Here is a 20295-nt window from a genome sequence, read left to right on the forward strand (position 1 = left end):
ACAACCTGAGGTTTTGTTTTTCTTCCTTCATCGGTTTAATAAATTTCAAGAAGAATACATGGGTGCTCTTTCGCGTTGAGAGCGAATCAGCCCCTTGCGAAGCTACTTGCAGTCCCTCGCGGCGCGGGGTTCTGTGGACCCGAAGACCGGAGGAGGAACCATGGACTTCGCATTGACGGAAGAGCAGCAGGCGATCTACGACATCGCCCGCGAATTCGCCGCCGAGCATATTGCGCCCTTTGCCCACGCTTGGGAGCAGGAGGGCACGATCCCGCGAGATCTGTGGACGAAACTGGCGGAGCTGGGCTTCGGCGGGCTGTATGTCGGAGAGGAATGGGGCGGCTCCGGCCTGTCGCGGCTGGACGCGACGCTGGTGTTTGAGGCGCTCTCCACCGCCTGCCCCTCCGTCGCCGCCTTTCTCTCCATCCACAACATGTGCTGTGGGATGCTGGCGAAATTCGCCTCCGACGATGTCAAGGAGCGCATCCTGCGGCCCGCCGTGACGATGGAGAAGGTGCTCTCCTACTGTCTGACCGAACCCGGCTCCGGCTCCGACGCGGCAGCGCTCCGTACGCGGGCCGAGCGTACGAATGAAGGCTGGAAGCTCAACGGTACCAAGGCATTCATCTCCGGGGGTGGCTATTCCGACGCTTACGTCGTGATGGTCCGCACGGGGGGCGATGGGCCGAAGGGCATCTCCACCGTCGTCGTCGAAAGCGATGCCCCCGGCCTGTCCTTCGGCAAGCTGGAGGACAAGATGGGCTGGCGTGCACAGCCGACGCGGCAGGTGCAGTTCGACGATTGCCTAACGCCGCTCGACAACATCGTGGGGGAGGAAGGCCGCGGTTTCACCTATGCGATGGTCGGGCTGGACGGCGGGCGCCTCAACATCTCCGCCTGTGCGCTCGGCGGAGCGCAGGCGGCGCTGGACCGGACGCTGACCTACATGGGGGAGCGCAAGGCCTTCGGCAAGACGCTGGACAGCTTTCAGGCGCTGCAGTTCCGGCTCGCGGATTGCGAGATCGCCCTTCAGGCGGCCCGGACATTCCTGCGGCAGGCGGCATGGAAGCTGGATACCGGCGCACCCGACGCCACGAAATTCTGTGCAATGGCAAAGGCTTTCGTGACGGAGGCCGCGTCCCGGACCGCGAACGATTGCCTCCAGCTTCACGGGGGCTACGGTTATCTGGCCGACTACGGCATCGAGAAGATCGTGCGCGACCTGCGCGTGCACGAGATACTTGAGGGAACGAACGAGATCATGCGCCTGATAACCTCGCGCAGCCTGCTAACGGAGCGTGCCTGATGTCCGACATCCTTACCCGCAAGATTGGTCAAGCGGGCCATATCACCCTGACCCGGCCCAAGGCGCTGAACGCGCTCACTCACCCGATGGCGCTGGCGATGGAGAAGGCGCTGGACGACTGGGCGGGTGACCCGGAGGTCAAGCTCGTCCTGCTGGATGCGGAAGGCGATCGCGCGTTTTGTGCCGGGGGCGACATCGCCGAGATCTATCATGCCGGGCGAGACGGGGACTATGCGCTTGGCCGGGAGTTCTGGCGGGAGGAATACCGGCTGAACGCCAAGATCGCCGAATACCGCAAGCCGATCATCAGCTTCCTGCACGGTTTCGTCATGGGTGGCGGCGTGGGCATAGGCTGTCTCGGCTCCGACCGGATCGTCTGCGAGACGACGCAGATGGCCATGCCGGAATGCGGTATCGGCCTGATACCCGACGTGGGCGGTACGTATCGCCTGGCCCATGCGGCGGGGCGGATGGGTGAGTATCTCGGCCTTACGGGACACCGGATGGGGCCGGGAGACGCGATCTATGCGAATTTCGCCGACCATTACGTCCCGCAGTCCCACTGGGATCTGCTGAAGGCCGAGCTTGCCGCCGGCGGCGGCGTCGATCTCATCGCCCGCCACGCCGAGCAGCCGCCCGCCCCACCGCTGGCAGAGCATGAGGCCGCGGTCGACCGGCTCTTCCGTCACGATTCGGTGGCGGCGATCATGAAGGCGCTGGCGGATGAGCCGGGGGACTTTGCCGCCGCGACGCTCAAGACCATGCAGAGGAACTCTCCCCTGTCGATGGCCGTGACGCTGGCGCTGGTCCGCGGCCCGGCCGCGAAGGAGAGCGTTCGCGCGGCGCTGACGCATGAGTATCGCGCCACATGGCGACTGCTGGAGGAGGGTGATTTCCTCGAAGGCGTGCGCGCCCAGATCATCGACAAGGACCGTCAGCCGAAGTGGCAGGACATCGCCCCCGGCGACATGGCGGCACGCGCGGCCGAGATCACGGCCCCGCTTGGCGCCGACGAACTGAATATGGAGGAGGAGCTCAAATGAAGATCGGTTTCATCGGCCTTGGCAACATGGGCGGCCCGATGGCGCGGAACCTCGCCACGGCGGGTCATGAGGTGACCGGGTTCGATCTGGTCGCCCCCGCGCCTGCGGGCGTCTCCATGGCCGCCTCCACGCGAGAGGCGGCGAGTGGCGCCGACGTGGTCATCACGATGCTGCCGAACGGCAAGATCCTCCGCGCCGTAGCAGCGGAGATCGTGCCGGCCATGCAAGCGGGTGCGGTGTTTCTGGATTGCTCTACGGTGGATGTCGAAAGCGCCCGCTTCGTCGCCGAAGAGGCAGAGAAGGCAGGGCTTCTGGCGGTTGACGCGCCGGTCTCCGGCGGTATCGGCGGGGCGGATGCAGGCACGCTGACCTTCATGGCCGGGGGATCGGAGGCAGCCTTCGAGAAGGTGAAACCGCTTTTCGACGTCATGGGTCAGAAGGCTGTGCTCTGCGGCGCTTCCGGTGCGGGGCAGGCTGCCAAGATCTGCAACAACATGATCCTCGGGGTGACGATGATCGCCACCTGCGAGGCTTTCGCGCTGGCAGACAAACTGGGCCTGGACCGCGCGAAGATGTTCGACGTGGTTTCCACCTCCTCGGGCTACAGCTGGTCGATGAACGCCTACTGCCCGGCGCCGGGCGTGGGGCCGAAGTCCCCTGCCGATAACGACTACAAGCCGGGATTTTCCTCCGACCTCATGTTGAAGGACCTCCGCCTCAGCCAGCAAGCGGCGGAACACGCCGATGCCGACACCCCCATGGGGGAGCTGGCGGCGCGTCTCTATGCAACTTTTGTTGATAATGAGGATGGAAGCGGAAAAGATTTTTCCGCGATGTTGCCAAGGTTCGAAAAACGACACAGATCCATGGCGTAAGGGCGCGGCGGGCAGGTCAGCCGCGGGATTTCTGGGAGGAGATCATGACTCGGGTTGTGGGTTCACTGTGGCGAAGCGTGGCGCTCTTCTCCCTCTCGGCGCTGCTTGTCATGCCACTGCCGCCCGCTTTTGCTCAAGCGCAGTGCGCGGATAACCCCGCGCTTTGCGGCGGTTCCGACAGGGAGCGCGGCCGCGACAGGGACCGCGACCGCGACCGTTCCCGAGAGTCCGGAAACTCCGTGATCGAGCGGCAGGGGCGGACGCCCGATCCCTCGCGGCGCGAACGGGACCGGGGGGATCGCCGCCCGCCTGCCGTGATACCTCCGGAGCATGGCAACCGCCCTCCCCCCGACAGGCCGCCGCCTGACCGGCCCCGGCCTGACAGACCGCCGCCCGGTTGGGGAAATCGTCCCCCCCACGACAGACCGCCACCCGGCTGGGGCAACCGCCCGCCGCCTGACCGGCCGCCGCCCGGGTGGAACGGTCGCTGGCCACCGGACCGGCCGTCGCACGGATGGGGAGATCGCCCTCGCCCCGATCGGCCATCTTCCGGCTGGCATAATGGCCGCTGGCCTCCCGGCTATGACCGCCGGCCGCGCCGGTATTCGGAGTCCAGCCCGATCTGGACGGGGTTGCTTGCCGGTCTGATGACGATCCCCTTTAATCCATGGCCGTCGCAACCGTCCTATACCCCGCGCTATGGATATGCCTGGGATGGCAGCGAGCTACCCGGAAGCGCGCCCGAACTGGGGGATAGCGCTCGCAGCGCGCCCCCGTTCCAGCAGGCCGCGCGCAGCCGTCTGCCCGCACCGCCGCGCGGCTATCACTACCGGGTGCTGAAGGGCTGGGTCGTGATGGTGGATGACAGAAGCCAGCGTGTGGCCCAGATCATGCTGTCCTATGACCGGCTGAGGGGCGGCTGATGCAGATGCGCTGGCTCCTGGCTGCGCTGGCTCTGACGATCCTGTCGGGGCCAGTGTCGGCGCAAACCACTTGTCCGCCCGGCATGCGGTGCGTACAAACGCCCGACAGCGCCGATGCGCTCCGCCGCCGCAATCAGCAGCTGGACAGCCAGAGGCAGCAGATGGACCAGCAGCGCAACAATGCGCAGCAGGATCAGATCCGCCAGCGACAGCAGTTGCAGGATCAGCTACGCCGGCGAACGATCATCGTTCCCGGGGTCGATGCCGGTCCAAACCTGCAACCGCCCCGCTAGGCGACAGGATACCGGCGGACCGCTTCGGACACCAGGCGCGGATTGTCGGCGGGAGAGCCATCGGGCAGGCTGAGCACATCCTCAAGCCCGATACGCGTCGCCAATCCCTGACCTGCCGCCATATCCACGAACTGCCAAGCAGTCGCATCCATCCCGTGCAACAGCATGGGAACATGCGGCGCGGCATCTGCGAGGCGGTGGATCATCTCCTGCGCCTCGTCGCGTTGCGTTGCGAAATCGACCCCTTCCATCTCCACCAGAAAGCGCAGGCAATTGCCCGGTTCGAGCGAAAGCAGACGGCGCACATCCTCGAGCGAGCTCAGCCCGGCCTCCACTCCGATCCGCTGCCGCTGCATGAGAGTGATCACTTCCGGAGCGTCGGCCTCAGAGAGGTTGATGGAGACGAAATCCGGGCGAACCGACCACTGACCCATCGCCGCGAGCCGATTGGCATAGGGTGGGATCCATGCCCCGGTGGATATGCCCACCGGCATTCCGGGCACGGCTTCCCGAACGACGGTCAGGGTTTCAGCCACGTGCTCGGGGCGCAGGGATTCCGCCCCGTCGTGATCCCGGACATGCAGGTGTACGGTCTCCGCCCCCGCAGCGCGGCAGAGCGCTGCGTCGCGAGCAAGCTCCGCCGGTGTGACCGGCAGCGTGGGGTGCGAACCAGGGCGACGGGCGCCGTTCAGGCAGGCCTGCACGCTCATTCCGCGGCCATCCGGCGCGGTTTCAGCAGCGGGCCAAGGTAATGGCCGGTATAGGAATCGGACACCTTCGCCACAGCCTCCGGCGTCCCGGTGGCGACGATGCGCCCTCCGCCGTCACCGCCCTCGGGGCCGATGTCGATGATCCAGTCGGCCGTTTTGACGACATCGAGATTGTGCTCGATCACCACCACGGTGTTGCCCTGATCAACAAGCTGGTGCAGCACCTCCAACAGCTTGCGTACATCCTCAAAATGCAGACCCGTCGTCGGCTCGTCGAGGATATAGAGCGTTCTGCCGGTGGAGCGCCGCGCGAGCTCCTTGGACAGCTTCACCCGCTGCGCCTCACCCCCGGAAAGCGTTGTCGCCTGCTGGCCCACTTTCACATAGCCAAGCCCGACGTGGACAAGCGCATCCATCTTCTCCCGGATGGAGGGAACCGCGCTGAAGAAGCTCTGCGCATCTTCAACCGTCATATCAAGAACGTCGGATATACTTTTGCCCTTGAACTTTATTTCAAGAGTTTCCCGATTGTAACGCGCGCCCTTACAGGTCTCGCAGGTGACATAGACATCCGGGAGGAAATGCATCTCGATCTTGATGACGCCATCCCCCTGACAGGCTTCGCACCGCCCTCCCTTCACGTTGAAGGAGAAGCGCCCCGGCTTGTAGCCACGCGCCTGGGCCTCGGGCAGACCGGCGAACCAGTCCCGGATCGGCCCGAAGGCGCCCGTATAGGTGGCGGGGTTTGAACGCGGCGTGCGGCCGATGGGGCGCTGGTCGATGTCGATCACCTTGTCCAGATGGTCGAGCCCCTTCACCGTATCGCAGGGCGCCGGTGTCTGATGCGCACCGTTGAGCCGCATGGAGGCTGTCTTGAACAAAGTCTCGATGGTGAGGGTAGATTTGCCGCCGCCGGATACCCCTGTGACACAGACGAACTTGCCCAGCGGAAAATCAGCCGTCACGTTCTGAAGGTTGTTGCCGGTCGCGTTGACCACAGTCACCTTCTTGCCGTTGCCCTTGCGCCGCTCTTTCGGCACCGAAATCTCGCGCTCGCCGGAGAGGTACTTGCCGGTGAGCGAGGCAGGATCCGCCGCCAGTTGTTCGGGCGTTCCCTGGGCCACGATCTCTCCGCCATGCACACCCGCGCCAGGCCCGACGTCGAGCACATAATCCGCGGTGCGGATCGCGTCCTCGTCATGCTCCACCACCAGCACGGTATTGCCCGCATCCCGCAGGTTCTTCAGCGTCTCCAGCAGCCTGTCATTGTCGCGCTGGTGCAGGCCGATGGACGGCTCGTCAAGCACGTAGAGCACGCCCGTCAGCCCCGACCCGATCTGGCTCGCCAGCCTGATCCGTTGGCTTTCGCCCCCCGACAGCGTCCCGGCGGAACGCGAAAGCGTCAGGTAATCCAGCCCGACATTGACAAGAAAGCCCAGCCGCTCCCTGATCTCCTTGAGGATCGCGCGGGCGATTTCGTTGCGCTGCTCGGTCAGCGTTTCGGGCACGGAAAGCACCCAGTCATGGGCCTCCCGAATGGATTTCTCGACGACCTGCCCGACATGCAGGCCCGCGATCTTGACGGCCAAGGCCTCCGGTTTCAGCCGGTAGCCGTGACAGGCCGCGCAGGGCCGGTTGTTCTGATAACGCTCCAGGTCCTCGCGGCTCCAGGCGGAATCCGTCTCGCGGTAGCGGCGCTGCATGTTGGGGATCACACCCTCGAACGCGCGTTTCACCTGATAGACGCGCCCCCCCTCGTCATAGCGGAAGGTGATCTCTTCACCCGCTGAGCCATTGACGAAGACATCGCGCGCCTTCTCCGGCAGATCTTTCCAGCGCGTCTTGGGGTCAAAGCCGTAGTGATCCGCAATTGCCTCAATGGTCTGGCGATAATAGGGGCTTTTAGACTTGGCCCAGGGCGCGATGGCATCAGCGACCTTCAGCGTCACGTCCGGCACCACCAGCCGCTCATCGAAGAACAACTCCACCCCCAGACCGTCACATTCAGGACAGGCCCCCATGGGCGCGTTGAACGAGAACAGGCGCGGTTCGATCTCCGGTATGGTGAAGCCGGATTCCGGGCAGGCGAACTTCTCGGAGAAGGTAATCCGCTCGGGCTCCCCTTCGCTCGGCGCAGTCTCCAGTATCGCGATGCCCTCCGCCAGATCGAGCGCGGTGCGGAAGCTGTCGGCCAACCGCGTCTCCGACCCCGGACGGACGATGATCCGATCCACTACCACATCGATGTCATGACGGAATTTCTTGTCGAGCGTCGGCGCTTCGTCCAGCTCGTAGAACTGCCCGTCAACCTTGACGCGCTGGAAGCCCTGCTTGCGCAGTTCCAGCATTTCCTTGCGATATTCGCCCTTCCGCTCCCGCACGATGGGCGCCAGCAGATAGGCTCGCGTGCCTTCCGGCAGGGCCAGCGTCCTGTCCACCATGTCCTGCACCTGCTGCGCCTCGATCGGCAGGCCGGTCACGGGGCTGTAGGGTACACCCACACGTGCGAAGAGCAGCCGCAGATAGTCGTAGATCTCCGTTACCGTGCCAACGGTGGAGCGCGGGTTCTTCGACGTGGTCTTCTGCTCAATGGAAATCGCGGGCGAGAGGCCGGAGATGTGATCCACATCCGGCTTCTGCATCATGTCAAGGAACTGCCGCGCATAGGCCGACAGGCTCTCCACATAGCGCCGCTGCCCCTCGGCATAGATCGTATCAAAGGCCAGCGATGACTTCCCCGATCCGGAGAGACCCGTCAGCACCACCAGCTTGTCGCGTGGAATATCCACATCGACATTCTTGAGATTGTGCTCGCGTGCGCCGCGGACGGAGATGAACTTCTGTTCCATGGAAACTCCGGGAGGGGACCGGAGCAGAAGATAGGTGCTGCCGGCCGAGTCTCCAACCGTAAAAGTGAACAATAAGTGAACATTGCCCGGATAAATTTTACGGTGCCGGGATCACCGGTCCTTGGGGGGCTTCACCGGCCGTCGCATCAACACGTAGAAGACCGCTGTCTGCGACGCGTTTCGTGCGACGGAAAATCCCTCGACCTCCCATCCAGACCTCGCATGCCCCGCGAGTTCCAAGTCCAGGGCATTGCGGTTATCCGCCTCCAGCGTGAAATATTCGAAGGTCTGAGCATAGTCGCCGTTACGGCTCTTCTGTTCGTCGTAAAGCTCGGCAATTCCGGGTAGCGGCTTTCTTCCAAACATTTTGATCCATCCATCCTGCTGAATGAGCGGATGAGATCATGCCGCCCGGCGCGACGCAATGCCGCCGCGCCGGAAGCGGGATCAGATATGGATCGCGCGCCCATAGGCGGCCAGCACCGCTTCGTGCATGGACTCCGAGATGGTCGGGTGCGGGAAGATCGTCTCGATCAGCTCCGCCTCCGTCGTCTCCAGCGTCCGGCCGATCACATAGCCCTGGATCATCTCCGTCACTTCCGCGCCCACCATATGCGCCCCGAGAAGCTCCCCGGTCTTGGCGTCGAACACGGTCTTGACCATACCCTCCGTCTCTCCCAGCGCGATGGCCTTGCCGTTGCCGATGAAGGGGAACTTGCCGACCTTCACCTCATGGCCGGCCTCCTTCGCCTTCGCCTCCGTCATGCCGACGCTGGCGATCTGGGGATGGCAGTAGGTACAGCCCGCGACAGAGCCTGGCTTCATCGGATGCGGATGGCCGCCCGCGATCAGCTCCGCCACCATGATACCCTCATGGCTGGCCTTGTGCGCCAGCCAGGGCGCGCCGGCGATGTCGCCGATGGCGAAGACGCCTTCCACCCCGGTGCGGCAGAATTCGTCCGTCACCACATGGGTGCGGTCGATCTTGACGCCGATATCTTCCAGCCCGAGGTTTTCCACATTGCCGACGATCCCCACCGCCGAGATAACGGTGTCGAACTCCGCCGTCGTGGTCTTGCCCCCGGCTTCCAGATGCGCGGTGACCTTGCCATTCGCGCGGTCCAGCTTCTTCACCGTGGTCTTTTCGAGGATCTTCATCCCCTGCTTCTCGAACTGCTTCCGGGCGAAGGCGGAGATCTCCGCATCTTCAACCGGCAGGATGCGGTCCATCACCTCAACCACCGTCGTCTCAGCGCCCAGGGTGTTGTAGAAACTGGCGAATTCGATGCCGATGGCGCCGGAGCCGATGACAAGCAGCTTCTTCGGCATCCGCTTGGGCAGCAGCGCGTGTTTGTAGGTCCAGACCAGATCGCCGTCCGCCTCCAGCCCCGGCAGCTCCCGGGCACGCGCGCCGGTCGCAAGCACGACGGCCTTGCCGGTCAACTCCTCCGTGCCCTTTTCTGTCGTCACCACCACCTTGCCGCCTTTGGCGAGCTTGGCAGTGCCCATGACCACGGTGATCTTGTTCTTCTTCATCAGGTGCGAGACGCCGCCGGAAAGCTGCTTTGCGACCCCGCGAGAGCGCTGGACCACGGCATCCAGATCATAGCCGATGTCACCTGCTTTCAGGCCGAAATCCTTCGCCCGGTGCATCAGGTGAAAGACCTCCGCCGAACGGAGCAGCGCCTTCGTCGGGATGCAGCCCCAGTTGAGGCAGATGCCTCCCAGATGTTCCCGCTCAACAATGGCGACATTCATCCCCAATTGCGCCGCGCGTATCGCGCAGACATAGCCGCCGGGGCCGGAGCCGATCACGATCACATCATAGCTGGAAGCCATCATTCACCCTCGTTCGGAAATTAGTTTGACGTTAAACTATCTTTCAGCACCGTTCAATCCGCATCCCGTTCCTGCAGCTTGCGGACGACGCCGCCATAGGCCCCCTCGTCAAAATAGTCTTGCTCCGCCGTGGTCGTCTGCCGCCCAAGAGCTTCGTTGCGGTGCGGAAAACGGCCATAGGTGTCAATCACCTCCGCATGGGCGCGGGCATGGAGTAGCGTGTTCTCACCCGTTTCTGGCATGCGTTCCCGCACCGCCGCGATACAGAACTCCTGATCTCCCATGTCCTCGGAATGCATGAAGGGCAGATAGAAGAACTGTCGCGTCGGCTCCTCTATTGCGAGATCCCATCCTTCCTCTATGGCCCGCCTCGCCGCGGCCCGCGCGGCCGGATCGGTGGCAAAGCTGCGAGGGTCGTCGCGGAACATGTTGCGCGGGAACTGATCGGCGAGGATGATATAGGCCAGCGCTTCATCCGGCCCGTCGATCCACTCTGTGAGACCACCAGCCTCGAGTTGCTCCCAGGCCGACAGGAAGCGGCTGCGGATAGCCTCGTCAAGCGCGGGATCAGACTTGTACCAATCCTCCGGACCATGCTGGCGGGTCCAGAAATCGAGAATGTCGTGCGGGGTCATGGGGTCTCCTTCGGCATCTGCCGGGCGAAGCTGACAGGTCAGCCGCCCGGACGCAACGCCTCAGGAACCCGCGGATTCCCGTTGGGGTTCCGCTTCCTTAGCCGTCTCGGACGTCTCCGTAGTCTGATCCCCGGAGGCCTCGTCCTCCTGCGGGGGCGCGGCCTCCGAGGCGACCTCCATCGCCGCCTCCATGGCGACGACCCCGGCGGAGGGCGGCACGACCGCCATCGCACCTGTCGCCACCGGCGCCTCGCGGCGCATCATGCGCCATGCCGTGTAGACGGTGATCGCCACGAGCAGCACGCCGATATAGAGAAAGAACCCGTTCGGCCCCAGCCGCGTCATGGCCCAGCCGGTGATCAACGGCCCGATGAAGGCTCCGCAGCCGTTCAGAAACAGCAGACCGCCCGACGCCGCCGCCATTTCGCTCGAATCCAGATAGTCGTTGGTGTGCGAGATGAAGAGCGAATAGAGCGGATTAGCCACACCCCCTATCACGGTGGCCACAGCGAGCAGAAGCGCATACGGAAGATCCAGCGCCGCCGCGATCATCATCACGAGCGCACCTGCAAGTGCTATGACGAGGATGAGCTGCCGCCTGTCCATCCGGTCCGACAGTTGGCCGATCGGATATTGCACGACAAGCCCGCCGAAATAGATCGCCGCGACAAAGCCCGAGATCTGCGCAACGGTCAGGCCCTCCAGACCACCCCAGACTGAGGCCATGCCGAACAGCGCGGAAAACACGCCTCCCATGGCGAAGGTGCCGAAACAGCCGAGCGGTGATGTCCGCATGAGCTTCAGGATGCTCATCGGCCGCGTCGATTCAAAGGCGGGCGCGGGTGCGACGGACAGCAGGACCGGGGTGAAGGAAAGCGAGACCAGCACGGAGGGAATCACGAACAGCAGAAAGCCTGCCGGATCCGCGACATTCAGCAGGGCCTGCCCGACGATGATCCCGCCGCTCTGCATGATCATGTAGAGCGACAGCGCCTTGCCGCGGTTCTCGTTGGTCGAGGAATTGTTAAGCCAGCTCTCCGCCGTCACATAAACGCCGGAGAAGCCAAAGCCGATCAGCAACCGGAACGCAGCCCATGCCACCCAGTCCGGCAGCACCGGATAGAGGATGAGCAGCGCAGAGATCAGCGACCCGAGCGCCGCGAACACGCGCACATGGCCGACCCGCTGGATCAGACGCGGCGCAAGCAGCGAACCCCCTAGAAACCCAAGGAAATACGTGGACATGATCCACGACATCTGCGAGGTGCTGAACCCCTCGATACCGCCGCGAATGCCCAGCAGCGTCCCCTGCATGCCGTTCCCGACAAGCATGAGAAAGACCCCGAACAGCAGGGGCCAGGAACGGCCGAGAACTTCGAGCATGATGCGCCTCCGATCTCACTTCCCTATCTCACCTGAGAACCGGAACAAGGGGAATACATCGCACCGTATCGTCATAGCCTCAAAGCGTCACGCTGAGACCGGAATGGGGAGCCGGTCTGCCACGAAGCGGGAGTCGAATCAGCCCTCCTCCAACCCCATGCAAAAGCAGTCCGCGTTTCGCGCGAACGCGCCGCATGGTGCTCTCCCAGTGCAACCCAGGTCAACCCGCCAGCCGCCGCGGCGGTTGCGAAGCCTCAGGGCACGGACATCCTATTCCGGCAGCAGGAGAGAGGCATCCCCGTAGCTGAAGAAGCGATACCGCTCCGCCACCGCATGGGCATAGACGCGGCGCATCCGGTCCATCCCCATCAGCGCGGAGACGAGCATCAGCAGCGTGGATTTCGGCAGATGGAAATTGGTCATCAACCCATCCGTCGCGTGAAAACGGAAGCCGGGATAGATGAAGATGTCGGTCTCCCCCTCCCAGGGGGCGATCTCACCGCCGCGCGATGCGCTTTCGATGAGGCGGAGCGCAGTGGTTCCGACGGGAATCACTCGCCCGCCATCGGCGCGTGTGGACGCGATCTCCTCAGCCGCGCGGAGGGTGACTTCGCCCCATTCCGCATGCATCCGGTGGGTCGTCACATCCTCCACCTTCACCGGCAGGAAGGTGCCCGCACCGACATGCAGCGTCACATGGGAGAACGCCACTCCCCGCTCCGCCAGGGCGGCGAGAAGTGGCTCATCGAAATGCAGCGACGCGGTAGGCGCGGCCACGGCGCCGGAGCGGCGGGCGAATACCGTCTGGTAGTCTTCCTTGTCCTGCTCATCCGCAGGCCGCTTCGCCGCGATGTAGGGCGGCAATGGCATGGCGCCTGCCTCTGCCAATGCCGTGTCGAAGTCGCCGCCCGTCAGGTTGAACGCAATCACCGCGTCGGCCTCATTCCGCTCCTGCACCTCTGCTGAAAGCCGGTCGGAGAAGGCAATGATGTCGCCGGGTTTCAGCTTGCGGAGGGGCCGCGCCAGAACGCGCCAACCGTTCGAGGCCGTCGCCTCCAGCAGCGTCACCTCCACCCGCGCGGCGACCTCCCCCCGGATACGAAGGCCGGAAAGCCGGGCTGGGATCACTCTGGTATCGTTCAGCACCAACCGGTCGCCGGGCCGGAGGAGCGTTACCAGATCGCTCACCCTACGGTCGCTGATCCGGTCGCTTTCCGCCACGAGGAGGCGCGCCGCGCTTCGAGGGCGCACGGGCCGCGTCGCGATCAGATCGTCGGGCAGGTCGAAGTCGAAGTCGGAAAGCCTGAGTGTCATTGTGCCAGCCGCGGCGGATCGCTGCGGAACATTTCCCTGAACATGCCGGGGGTGAAGATCGAGAGCGGGTTCACCCCGATCTGCGGATCATCCGCCGTGCCGGAGACGGTGTAGTTGATGCCGATCAGCCCCTCGCCACGCCGGGTCAGGCCGGCCCCGATGCCATTCAGCAGATAGAGCGGGGAAACGACACCCTGCATCTCGATACGCTTGCTCCCCAGAAGATAGACCCCGGCGGCGGAGATGCCGAGCGACGGACCGGTGGCCGAGCCGCTCTTCACCTCCACGGCGCCCGGCGTCAAGCGGAAGTCGGAGCGGATGTCGCTGAACAGGATGCCGCCGCCCGCAAGTTGCTCCACCAGCCCGACCACGCTCACCGCCGACAGAAGCTGCGCGAGAACAGGCGCCTCCTTGAGCCGCATATCCTCTACGGCGAGCCGCCCGTCATACTCCCCGGCCCGTGCGCGCGGGGTGAGCGAGAGGGAAAGTGCCCCACCGGCTGCTCGCGGCGTGATACCCATGGCGGCGATCAGCGCACCTGCATCCGTGGCGCTGAGCCGCAGCGCAGGGCGCCCGCCGGTTGCGATTGCCTGCCCCGTCAGGCCAGCGACACCGTTCACCAGGCCACGGAACGTGCCGTGGATGCCCCCACCCGTCTCCAGCGCACCGCTGGCGTTGGTCAGGAACAGGCCCTTACCGACATCGACCCGGTCAAGCGTGAAGGTGATCGGCACGCTGCCCCCCTGCGAGGCGGCGTTCCGCACGGGCCGCGCGCCGCCGCCTTCCGGCAGTGCGGCAAGGTTCACATACCCGCCCGACAGCGAGACGGCAGGCGGCCTGCCGCGGCCCTGCCCGGTCAGCACCACCGGCGCGTCGAGCCATTTGCCCACGCGGACGCGAGAGAAGCGCGCAGCCGCCAGCGTGTCATCGGCCTTCAGCGTCACCCCACCCCCCTCCAGCATCAGACCCGGAGCGGCGAGGGACAGGCGTCGGATTTCTGCTGGCTTCCCGGCGGTGAGGGCGAGAGAGAGCTTGCCCTTCTGCGTCGGAGCAAGCTGCCAGCCGATCTCCGGCAGACGTAGCCCAACACCCGCCAGATCGCTCTCCAGCCGGATCGCCGGCGGGGCGCCCTTGGCCAGATCAACCCTCACATCCGCCCGCCCGCGCCCCGACACCAGCGTTTCCGGCAGCCCCGGCGCAAAGGCCGCCAGCGCCGCGGGAGAAAGCTCCACCCAGCCCGTCACACGCGAAAGATCGCTTTTCGCCTTGTCCAGCGGCTGATCCCACGCCCCCTGAAACGGCACGCCGGAAAGCCGCCCGGCACCGGATATCCGCAGCATGTCGCGATCCGCCGTGAGATCGAGGTTTGCGGCCTCCAGCACCCGCCCCGGCACGATCCGGTCGGAGCGCACATCGCTCAGCGCGCCCGCGACGTGGTAATCGACCTGTGGCAACTTCACGTCCTTGAGGAGTGGCAGCGCGATCCTGGCGCGCACGTCGGCACGGCCCTCCGCCAGATCGACGGGCTTTCCTGCCTTGCTGAGAAAGCGAAACGGCGGCTCGTCGAGCACGGAGAGCGCCGCAGTGATATTCCCGCGGGCCCGAAGGTCGATCTCCGCGCGCGCGGGTTTCTCCTCTATGTCGGGCACGACGAAGGTCGAACCGGCGACATCCAACGTCCCGCCCGTCGGCGCATCCACCTGCCCCTCGTTGACCTGCATGGCATAGCGTCCGCGGTCGATGGCGGCATAGCCAGAACCGTGCCGGATCGGCGGCAGCGTCGGCATGAAGCGTACCTCCGCATCTCGGAATTCATAGGTCAGTCCCAGACGCGGATCCTCTCCCGGACGCAGACGCACGGCCGCCTTCACGTCCGACAGGTTCGCGGTGAAGACATTCTCGTTCAGCCAGTCCCGCGTCTTGCCGGCGAGGGAAACCGGCCAAAGCGCGATGAGCCGCTGCCGGTCCACCTCGTTTACCGTCGTGTCGAGCGCGACCTCCCAACCGTCGGGCCGCGCCGCTATCCGCCCGAAGGCACGGAGGCGCTCAGACCCCTCGCTCAATGTGACCTGCCCTATGGCTAGTGTCAGCGGATCCAGCCGAAGTTGCAGATCGGCCTGACCGTCGCTGAACCCGACGGGGGCCTCGAACACGCCATCCGGGTCAACGCGCATATCCGACACGGCGATCTGGGCCTCAACGGCGGCAGGGAAGCCGCCTTCCATCTCCCGCAGAAAGGCCTGCCCGGTGGCCGAAAGGCGGAGGGTACGGCTTTGGACGGTGATCTCCTCGAAACTCACCCGCTCCGCAGTTGAATCGTAGGACAGCGCCAGCACGGCAGAACGGAAGCGCACGGGCGGCGTCCCTGGTTCGGGTTGCACCGCACCCGGCCCGATGGAGAGCTTGCCGCGGACGGGAAGCAATGTCCCGCTGCTGTCGATCCTCGCGGAAACCTCTCCCGAAAGCGGGGCGTCCAGCACGGAGAGCCAGGCGAGCGCGGGCGACTGCAATGCCATGTCGCGGGCTGGAACGTCGGTGAGCCGCGCATTGAAGTTCGCCTCGGGCGTGCCGCGCCGTGTCTCGAACAGGAGATTGGCCGCGGCAGGCCGCTCCCCCGCCGCGCCAAGGTCGAAATCCAGCGCGACGCGAACACCCGCCCCATCCCGCCGGAGGGTGAGGCGGCCGTCGCTCACCTCCCAGACCTGACCGACGCGCTGATCCTCCAGCCGGATGCCCAGCTCCCGCGCGGAAGCGAAGACGACCCCTGACAGCAGCGGCTCCTCAAAGAAGTCGTCGATCGCGGCCATGATCTCAGCCATCGAACCGACCGCGCCAAAGGCCGCGCCCGTCTGCCCCACGTCGAGGTCGAGCCTCCCATCCGGCAGCCGCCGGAGATACATCGTCGCGCGCCCCATCTCCACCACATCCGGCCGGAGGCGCAACGCCAGAAGATCGTCCCGCCGCAAACGGAAGCGCAGATCGGCCAGTGTCCCTATCCGCTGCCCCGCCTGATCGAAGAGCGTTATGTCCGACAGACGGAACCGCGGCCGCCAACCATGATCGAGCACAAGATCTACCGCGCCGAGCGCGAGCCTTCCGTGCCCCGCCAACGCGTCATTGATTGCCGTCTCCACCCGATCCGCCACCCAGCGCGGCGCGTGAAGGGGTCTGTCCCGAAGCGCAAGCCCCCCTGCCGCCAGCAGCACCGCCACCCCGCCCGCAAGGCCAAGCGGCACCAGCCAACGCCGCCATAGGGGGCGCCGCAGGCCACCTGGAGGGGGGCCGGTCAACTCGCTCATTTCGTCAATTCGCTCATCTCTCCGCAGCCGATACTGCGGGAAGGATAGCTTTCACGAGCCGCTTGGGAAACGGAAGGCGCTGGATTCTTGCACAGCGGCTTTCTGCCGGCGATCACCCAAAGACCGACCAGCCCATCGCCCGCGCCAGACGCTCCACTGCGAGCGTCCCGATCAGCGTGTTTCCCTGTTCATCCAGCCCCGGAGACCAGACCGCGATGGATGCCCGCCCCGGCGCGATCACCAGCAGGCCCCCGCCCACGCCGCTCTTCGCCGGCAGGCCGACGCGATAGGCGAAATCGCCCGACCCGTCATACTGGCCACAGGTCATCATCAGCGCGTTGATCCGGCGGACACGACCCGCCGAAACCAGCCGCGGCCCCTGCCCGGCGCTCATCAGGAACCGTCCGGCACGGGCAAGCTGGCGGCACGTCTCGCGATGGCGCACTGGTGGAAATAGGTGCCGCAGACCAGCTCCGGCGAATGGAGCAGATTGTCATGCGAGGCGATGTAATGGGCGAGCGCATAATTGCCGTGACCGGTTTTCTGCTCCGACCGGGCGACACTGGCGTCGATATGGATATTCTCATCCTCCGCCGCAGCGCGGATGAAGCGCAGGATGGACCCCAGTGCTTCGCGCGGGGTTGCGCCGGCCAATACCGCATCGGTCGTCACGAGCGCGCCGGCATTGATGAAAGGATTGCGCGGGCGCCCCTTTTCAAGCTCCAACTGCAGGATGGAGTTGAATGCCTGGCCCGAAGGCTCACGGCCGACCCGCTGCCAGAGCTGATCGCCCAGCTTGCCAAGCGCGAGCGCCAGCGTGAAGACCTTTGACACAGACTGGATGGAGAAGCTGGTATCGGCGTCGCCGGTCTGCATCTCCCGTCCGTCCGCCGTCACCACCGCCATGCCGAAGCGCTTCGGGTCGATGCAGGCAAGCTCCGGGATATAGTCGGCGACGCGACCCCGCTCCTGCACCTGGGCCATCTCGACGCCGATCCGGTGAAGCGTGTCCACCAGCCGCTGCGCCATCCTCAGGGTCTCCAGTCGAGGAAATTCTGGATGAGCCTTAGCCCCGTCTCCTGGCTCTTTTCCGGATGGAACTGAGTGCCGATCACATTGTCCCGTCCCACGATCGCCGTAACCGGCCCGCCGTAATCCGCCGAGGCCAGCCGATCCGCCGGATCCGTGACATGCAGCTGATAGGAGTGGACGAAATAGACATGCTCGCCGCTCCCGATCCCGTCCAGCACCGGATGGGACTGCTCCAGCCGAAGCTCGTTCCAGCCCATGTGGGGCACCTTCAGCGCGGGATCGGCGGGGGCGATCTTGCGCACCTCGCCGGAGATCCAGTCGAAACCGGGCGTGGGTTCGTATTCCAGCCCGCGTGTCGCCAGCATCTGCATTCCCACGCAGATACCGAGGAACGGCCGTCCTCCGTCACGAACCGCCTCCGAAATTGCGTCAAAAAGGCCGTCATGCGATTCCAGCGCCTCGCGGCAGGCGGGAAATGCCCCATCGCCAGGCAGCACAATCCGGTCCGCCCGCGCGACCACGTCCGGGTCCGAGGTCACTGTGACGGTGATGCGCCCGACTTCCGCCGCCATGCGCTGAAACGCCTTCTCGGCCGAATGAAGATTGCCGGAATCATAATCGACCAGCGCCACCAGCATCAGAGCGCACCCTTGGTGGAAGGGATCGCATCCGCCTTCCGCGGGTCGATCTCCACCGCCTCGCGAAGCGCACGGGCGACCGCCTTGAATGCCGCCTCCGCAATGTGGTGGCTGTTCAGCCCGTGCAGCCCGTCCACATGCAGGGTAATCCCGCCGTGGGTGGAGAGCGCCTGAAAGAACTCCCGCACCAGCTCCGTATCGAATGTGCCGATCTTCTGGGTCGGCAGATCGACATTCCATACCAGGTAGGGCCGCCCCGACAGATCCAGCGCCGCGCGGACCTGCGCGTCATCCATCGGCAGGTGGCAGGAGCCGTAGCGGCGGATGCCCCGCTTGTCGCCGAGCGCCTGCGCCAGCGCCTGCCCGATGGCGATGCCGGTATCCTCCACCGTGTGATGGTCATCGATATGCAGATCGCCCTTGGTCCGCACGGTCATGTCGATCAGCGCATGCCGCGCGAGCTGGTCCAGCATGTGATCGAAGAACCCGACCCCGGTCTGGTTGTCATAGACCCCGCTCCCGTCTAGATCGACGCTGACGGTGATGTCGGTTTCAGCCGTCCGGCGCGTAATGGTGGCCTTGCGCATCGCTTCGCTCCTCGTTCACGGGCTTTTATAGGCGGGCGGCCGCGATTGTCCACGCCACTCCCGCGGAACCCCTCACGTCCAGTTGCGCGCGTCCCGCCGCAGGAAGGTCACGAACTGCTGCACCTTTGCCGTGCGATGCGTATCCACATGGGTGACGATATAAGCCTTGGAGCTCCAGCGCGGCTCCTCCATCCCCGGAAAGATCTCCACGAGTTGCTCCCGCGTCTCGTGCGAGCCGGCACGCATGAAGCCGATGCCGATTCCCGCGAGAACCGCCGCCTTCAGCGCCGGCCCCACCGGCGAGACGAAGCAGAACTTCTGCTCCGGCACATAATCGGTCAGCCAACGGTTATAGGGCGCCCGCAACGCCTCGCCCGATGCGCCGACGATGCGAAAGGACGCCAGATCCTCCGGTTTCTCCGGGCAGCCGTTCGCGTCGATGAACTCCCGCGTCGCATAGAGCGCGAAACGATAGTCCATCAGCGGAGAGACCACATTGTCGGGTTCGTCCGGCACGGATCCTGCCCGAAGCGCCACATGCGCCTCGCCGTATTCCAGCCGGACCTTCCGCAGCTCCGAGGCATAGTGCACCCGGATCGCCGGATGAAGCGCCTGAAACCGACCAATGGCCGGCACCACGAGATCGGCAAGGCCGGGTACGCTGGAGATCAGCAGATCGCCGGAGACTTCCTCTCCCCTGCCGCGGATGCGATTGAGCAGATGAGTAAGCTGCTCATCCGTCGCCTGCCCCACCTGCAGCAGATCCTCCCCCGCCTCCGTGGGGGTATAGCCCCGGGCATGACGGTGGAAGAGGCGGGTTCCGAGCCGCTTCTCCAGCGCTTCGATATGGCGGATCACGGTCGCATGGTGCACGCCCAACGCATCCGCCGCAGCGCTGACAGTGCCCAGACGTGCGACGAAATACGCCGTCCTGATCTCGCTCCAGTTGTCGGTGGCCATGGAAGCTCTTTGAACGCTTTCCGGTCGACACTGGCACGCGGCGTGTCGTTACTCAATATGGCCGTCGGCGGCGCATGTTGGAGTGATGCCGGGTGATCACGGTCGGTCACGCAATCCGGCGCAACGCGAATGTCGAAATAGTTCCCTTTTTCAAGCCCCTCATATGCTCACAGGTCATGTGCATAAATGCACAGACTTTTGCAGAATTCGGCCTTCACTCTCTGAAAGGCATAACCCATATCCCCCCTACCGGCGCAAGAAACGGCCGGCAGATCGGGAGCCGCTCACCACACGGCTCCATGTCGAAGGAAAACTGGAAATGCTCGCCAAAACCATCATGACCGTCGCCTTGCTTGGCCTTGCCGCTCCCGTCGCTGCGGAGAGCGTCAATCCCGGCAAGGCGCAGATGGCGGCGGAACTCGGCGTGAACCCGTCGGAGTTCACGCTGATCGAACTCATTCAACTCGATACCGCCAAACGTAACCACGATGACCAGCTCTGGAACCGCATCATGGACAGGGAAGCAGGCGTGACACGCGACGCCAACACGCCCACCGCGCTGACAGTGCCGGGTTACGCAGATACGCGCCACTGAGTTTCAACCGGGGC

17 protein-coding genes and 1 pseudogene are annotated in these 20295 nt (G+C 64.8%); 6 read left to right on the forward strand and 12 right to left on the reverse strand.

Features of this window, described 5'->3' with window-relative positions; genetic code table 11:
- Positions 1-160 precede the first annotated feature (160 nt).
- From CN97_RS14200 to CN97_RS14220, 5 genes are all read left to right on the forward strand, one after another.
- Positions 161-1306: an acyl-CoA dehydrogenase family protein gene (locus tag CN97_RS14200; RefSeq protein WP_035712775.1), complete on the forward strand. Its 1146-nt coding sequence runs from the start codon at positions 161-163 to the stop codon at positions 1304-1306.
- Complete coding sequence (locus tag CN97_RS14205; protein ID WP_035712776.1) at positions 1306-2349, forward strand: enoyl-CoA hydratase/isomerase family protein; 1044 nt, start codon at positions 1306-1308, stop codon at positions 2347-2349. The genes CN97_RS14200 and CN97_RS14205 overlap by 1 nt, the downstream gene beginning before the upstream one ends.
- A complete protein-coding gene (gene mmsB / locus CN97_RS14210) occupies positions 2346-3224 on the forward strand; it encodes a 3-hydroxyisobutyrate dehydrogenase (protein WP_035712777.1) in 879 nt (292 codons plus the stop codon). Before CN97_RS14205 ends, mmsB begins: the two co-directional genes overlap by 4 nt.
- Before the next feature lie 647 nt (positions 3225-3871).
- Positions 3872-4147, forward strand: a complete 276-nt coding sequence (locus CN97_RS14215) for an RcnB family protein (protein WP_131389448.1) — start codon at positions 3872-3874, stop codon at positions 4145-4147.
- A complete protein-coding gene (locus tag CN97_RS14220; RefSeq protein ID WP_035712780.1) occupies positions 4147-4440 on the forward strand; it encodes a hypothetical protein in 294 nt (97 codons plus the stop codon). The genes CN97_RS14215 and CN97_RS14220 overlap by 1 nt, the downstream gene beginning before the upstream one ends.
- Here CN97_RS14220 and CN97_RS14225 read toward each other — a convergent pair.
- The 12 genes and pseudogenes from CN97_RS14225 to CN97_RS14280 all read right to left on the reverse strand — a co-directional run bounded on the left by CN97_RS14225 (position 4437) and on the right by CN97_RS14280 (position 19686).
- Complete coding sequence (locus tag CN97_RS14225) at positions 4437-5150, reverse strand: 3-keto-5-aminohexanoate cleavage protein (protein ID WP_035712783.1); 714 nt, start codon at positions 5148-5150, stop codon at positions 4437-4439. The two genes, CN97_RS14220 and CN97_RS14225, sit on opposite strands and share 4 nt — an antisense overlap.
- Positions 5147-7999: an excinuclease ABC subunit UvrA gene (uvrA, locus tag CN97_RS14230; protein ID WP_035712785.1), complete on the reverse strand. Its 2853-nt coding sequence runs from the start codon at positions 7997-7999 to the stop codon at positions 5147-5149. The genes CN97_RS14225 and uvrA overlap by 4 nt, the downstream gene beginning before the upstream one ends.
- A 111-nt stretch (positions 8000-8110) precedes the next feature.
- On the reverse strand, positions 8111-8365 hold the full coding sequence (locus tag CN97_RS14235; RefSeq protein ID WP_035712787.1) for a hypothetical protein: 255 nt from the start codon (positions 8363-8365) through the stop codon (positions 8111-8113).
- An 81-nt stretch (positions 8366-8446) separates the two neighbouring features.
- The gene (gene lpdA, locus CN97_RS14240; protein WP_035712789.1) at positions 8447-9841 is read right to left on the reverse strand and encodes a dihydrolipoyl dehydrogenase; all 1395 of its coding nucleotides are present in this window, start codon (positions 9839-9841) and stop codon (positions 8447-8449) included.
- A 50-nt stretch (positions 9842-9891) separates the two neighbouring features.
- Complete coding sequence (locus CN97_RS14245; RefSeq protein WP_035712791.1) at positions 9892-10473, reverse strand: DUF924 family protein; 582 nt, start codon at positions 10471-10473, stop codon at positions 9892-9894.
- Between the two features lie 60 nt (positions 10474-10533).
- Entirely contained in the window at positions 10534-11856 is a 1323-nt protein-coding gene (locus tag CN97_RS14250) for an MFS transporter (protein WP_084684184.1), read from the reverse strand.
- Between the two features lie 270 nt (positions 11857-12126).
- Positions 12127-13170 carry a tRNA preQ1(34) S-adenosylmethionine ribosyltransferase-isomerase QueA gene (queA, locus tag CN97_RS14255; RefSeq protein WP_035712793.1) on the reverse strand — a complete coding sequence of 348 codons (1044 nt, stop codon included), beginning with the start codon at positions 13168-13170 and terminating at the stop codon, positions 12127-12129.
- Positions 13167-16469, reverse strand: coding sequence for a YhdP family protein (locus CN97_RS14260; RefSeq protein WP_035712795.1), 3303 nt, complete (start codon positions 16467-16469; stop codon positions 13167-13169). Before CN97_RS14260 ends, queA begins: the two co-directional genes overlap by 4 nt.
- Positions 16470-16581: 112 nt before the next feature.
- Positions 16582-17498: pseudogene (locus CN97_RS14265) on the reverse strand (glutaminase).
- A gap of 2 nt (positions 17499-17500) precedes the next feature.
- On the reverse strand, positions 17501-18139 hold the full coding sequence (gene hisH / locus CN97_RS14270) for an imidazole glycerol phosphate synthase subunit HisH (RefSeq protein ID WP_035712797.1): 639 nt from the start codon (positions 18137-18139) through the stop codon (positions 17501-17503).
- Entirely contained in the window at positions 18139-18726 is a 588-nt protein-coding gene (hisB, locus tag CN97_RS14275) for an imidazoleglycerol-phosphate dehydratase HisB (protein WP_035712799.1), read from the reverse strand. Before hisB ends, hisH begins: the two co-directional genes overlap by 1 nt.
- 72 nt (positions 18727-18798) lie before the next feature.
- Positions 18799-19686: a LysR family transcriptional regulator gene (locus CN97_RS14280; protein WP_035712801.1), complete on the reverse strand. Its 888-nt coding sequence runs from the start codon at positions 19684-19686 to the stop codon at positions 18799-18801.
- 319 nt (positions 19687-20005) lie between these two features.
- Here CN97_RS14280 and CN97_RS14285 point away from each other — a divergent pair, with 319 nt between their 5' ends.
- A complete protein-coding gene (locus CN97_RS14285; RefSeq protein ID WP_035712803.1) occupies positions 20006-20281 on the forward strand; it encodes a hypothetical protein in 276 nt (91 codons plus the stop codon).
- Positions 20282-20295 lie beyond the last annotated feature (14 nt).

It is taken from the genome of Haematobacter massiliensis, from assembly GCF_000740795.1.
Taxonomy (GTDB): domain Bacteria; phylum Pseudomonadota; class Alphaproteobacteria; order Rhodobacterales; family Rhodobacteraceae; genus Haematobacter; species Haematobacter massiliensis.

Bases quoted from the DNA above. Each gene is read 5' to 3' on its own strand.
- CN97_RS14220 (WP_035712780.1), top strand. From the start codon at position 4,147: ATGCAGATGCGCTGGCTCCTGGCTGCGCTGGCTCTGACGATCCTGTCG.
- queA (WP_035712793.1), bottom strand. From the start codon at position 13,170: ATGACACTCAGGCTTTCCGACTTCGACTTCGACCTGCCCGACGATCTG.
- hisH (WP_035712797.1), bottom strand. From the start codon at position 18,139: ATGCTGGTGGCGCTGGTCGATTATGATTCCGGCAATCTTCATTCGGCC.
- CN97_RS14200 (WP_035712775.1), top strand. From the start codon at position 161: ATGGACTTCGCATTGACGGAAGAGCAGCAGGCGATCTACGACATCGCC.
- CN97_RS14250 (WP_084684184.1), bottom strand. From the start codon at position 11,856: ATGCTCGAAGTTCTCGGCCGTTCCTGGCCCCTGCTGTTCGGGGTCTTT.
- CN97_RS14225 (WP_035712783.1), bottom strand. From the start codon at position 5,150: ATGAGCGTGCAGGCCTGCCTGAACGGCGCCCGTCGCCCTGGTTCGCAC.
- CN97_RS14215 (WP_131389448.1), top strand. From the start codon at position 3,872: ATGACGATCCCCTTTAATCCATGGCCGTCGCAACCGTCCTATACCCCG.
- CN97_RS14245 (WP_035712791.1), bottom strand. From the start codon at position 10,473: ATGACCCCGCACGACATTCTCGATTTCTGGACCCGCCAGCATGGTCCG.
- CN97_RS14280 (WP_035712801.1), bottom strand. From the start codon at position 19,686: ATGGCCACCGACAACTGGAGCGAGATCAGGACGGCGTATTTCGTCGCA.
- CN97_RS14235 (WP_035712787.1), bottom strand. From the start codon at position 8,365: ATGTTTGGAAGAAAGCCGCTACCCGGAATTGCCGAGCTTTACGACGAA.
- lpdA (WP_035712789.1), bottom strand. From the start codon at position 9,841: ATGATGGCTTCCAGCTATGATGTGATCGTGATCGGCTCCGGCCCCGGC.
- mmsB (WP_035712777.1), top strand. From the start codon at position 2,346: ATGAAGATCGGTTTCATCGGCCTTGGCAACATGGGCGGCCCGATGGCG.
- uvrA (WP_035712785.1), bottom strand. From the start codon at position 7,999: ATGGAACAGAAGTTCATCTCCGTCCGCGGCGCACGCGAGCACAATCTC.
- CN97_RS14285 (WP_035712803.1), top strand. From the start codon at position 20,006: ATGCTCGCCAAAACCATCATGACCGTCGCCTTGCTTGGCCTTGCCGCT.
- CN97_RS14260 (WP_035712795.1), bottom strand. From the start codon at position 16,469: ATGAGCGAGTTGACCGGCCCCCCTCCAGGTGGCCTGCGGCGCCCCCTA.
- hisB (WP_035712799.1), bottom strand. From the start codon at position 18,726: ATGCGCAAGGCCACCATTACGCGCCGGACGGCTGAAACCGACATCACC.
- CN97_RS14205 (WP_035712776.1), top strand. From the start codon at position 1,306: ATGTCCGACATCCTTACCCGCAAGATTGGTCAAGCGGGCCATATCACC.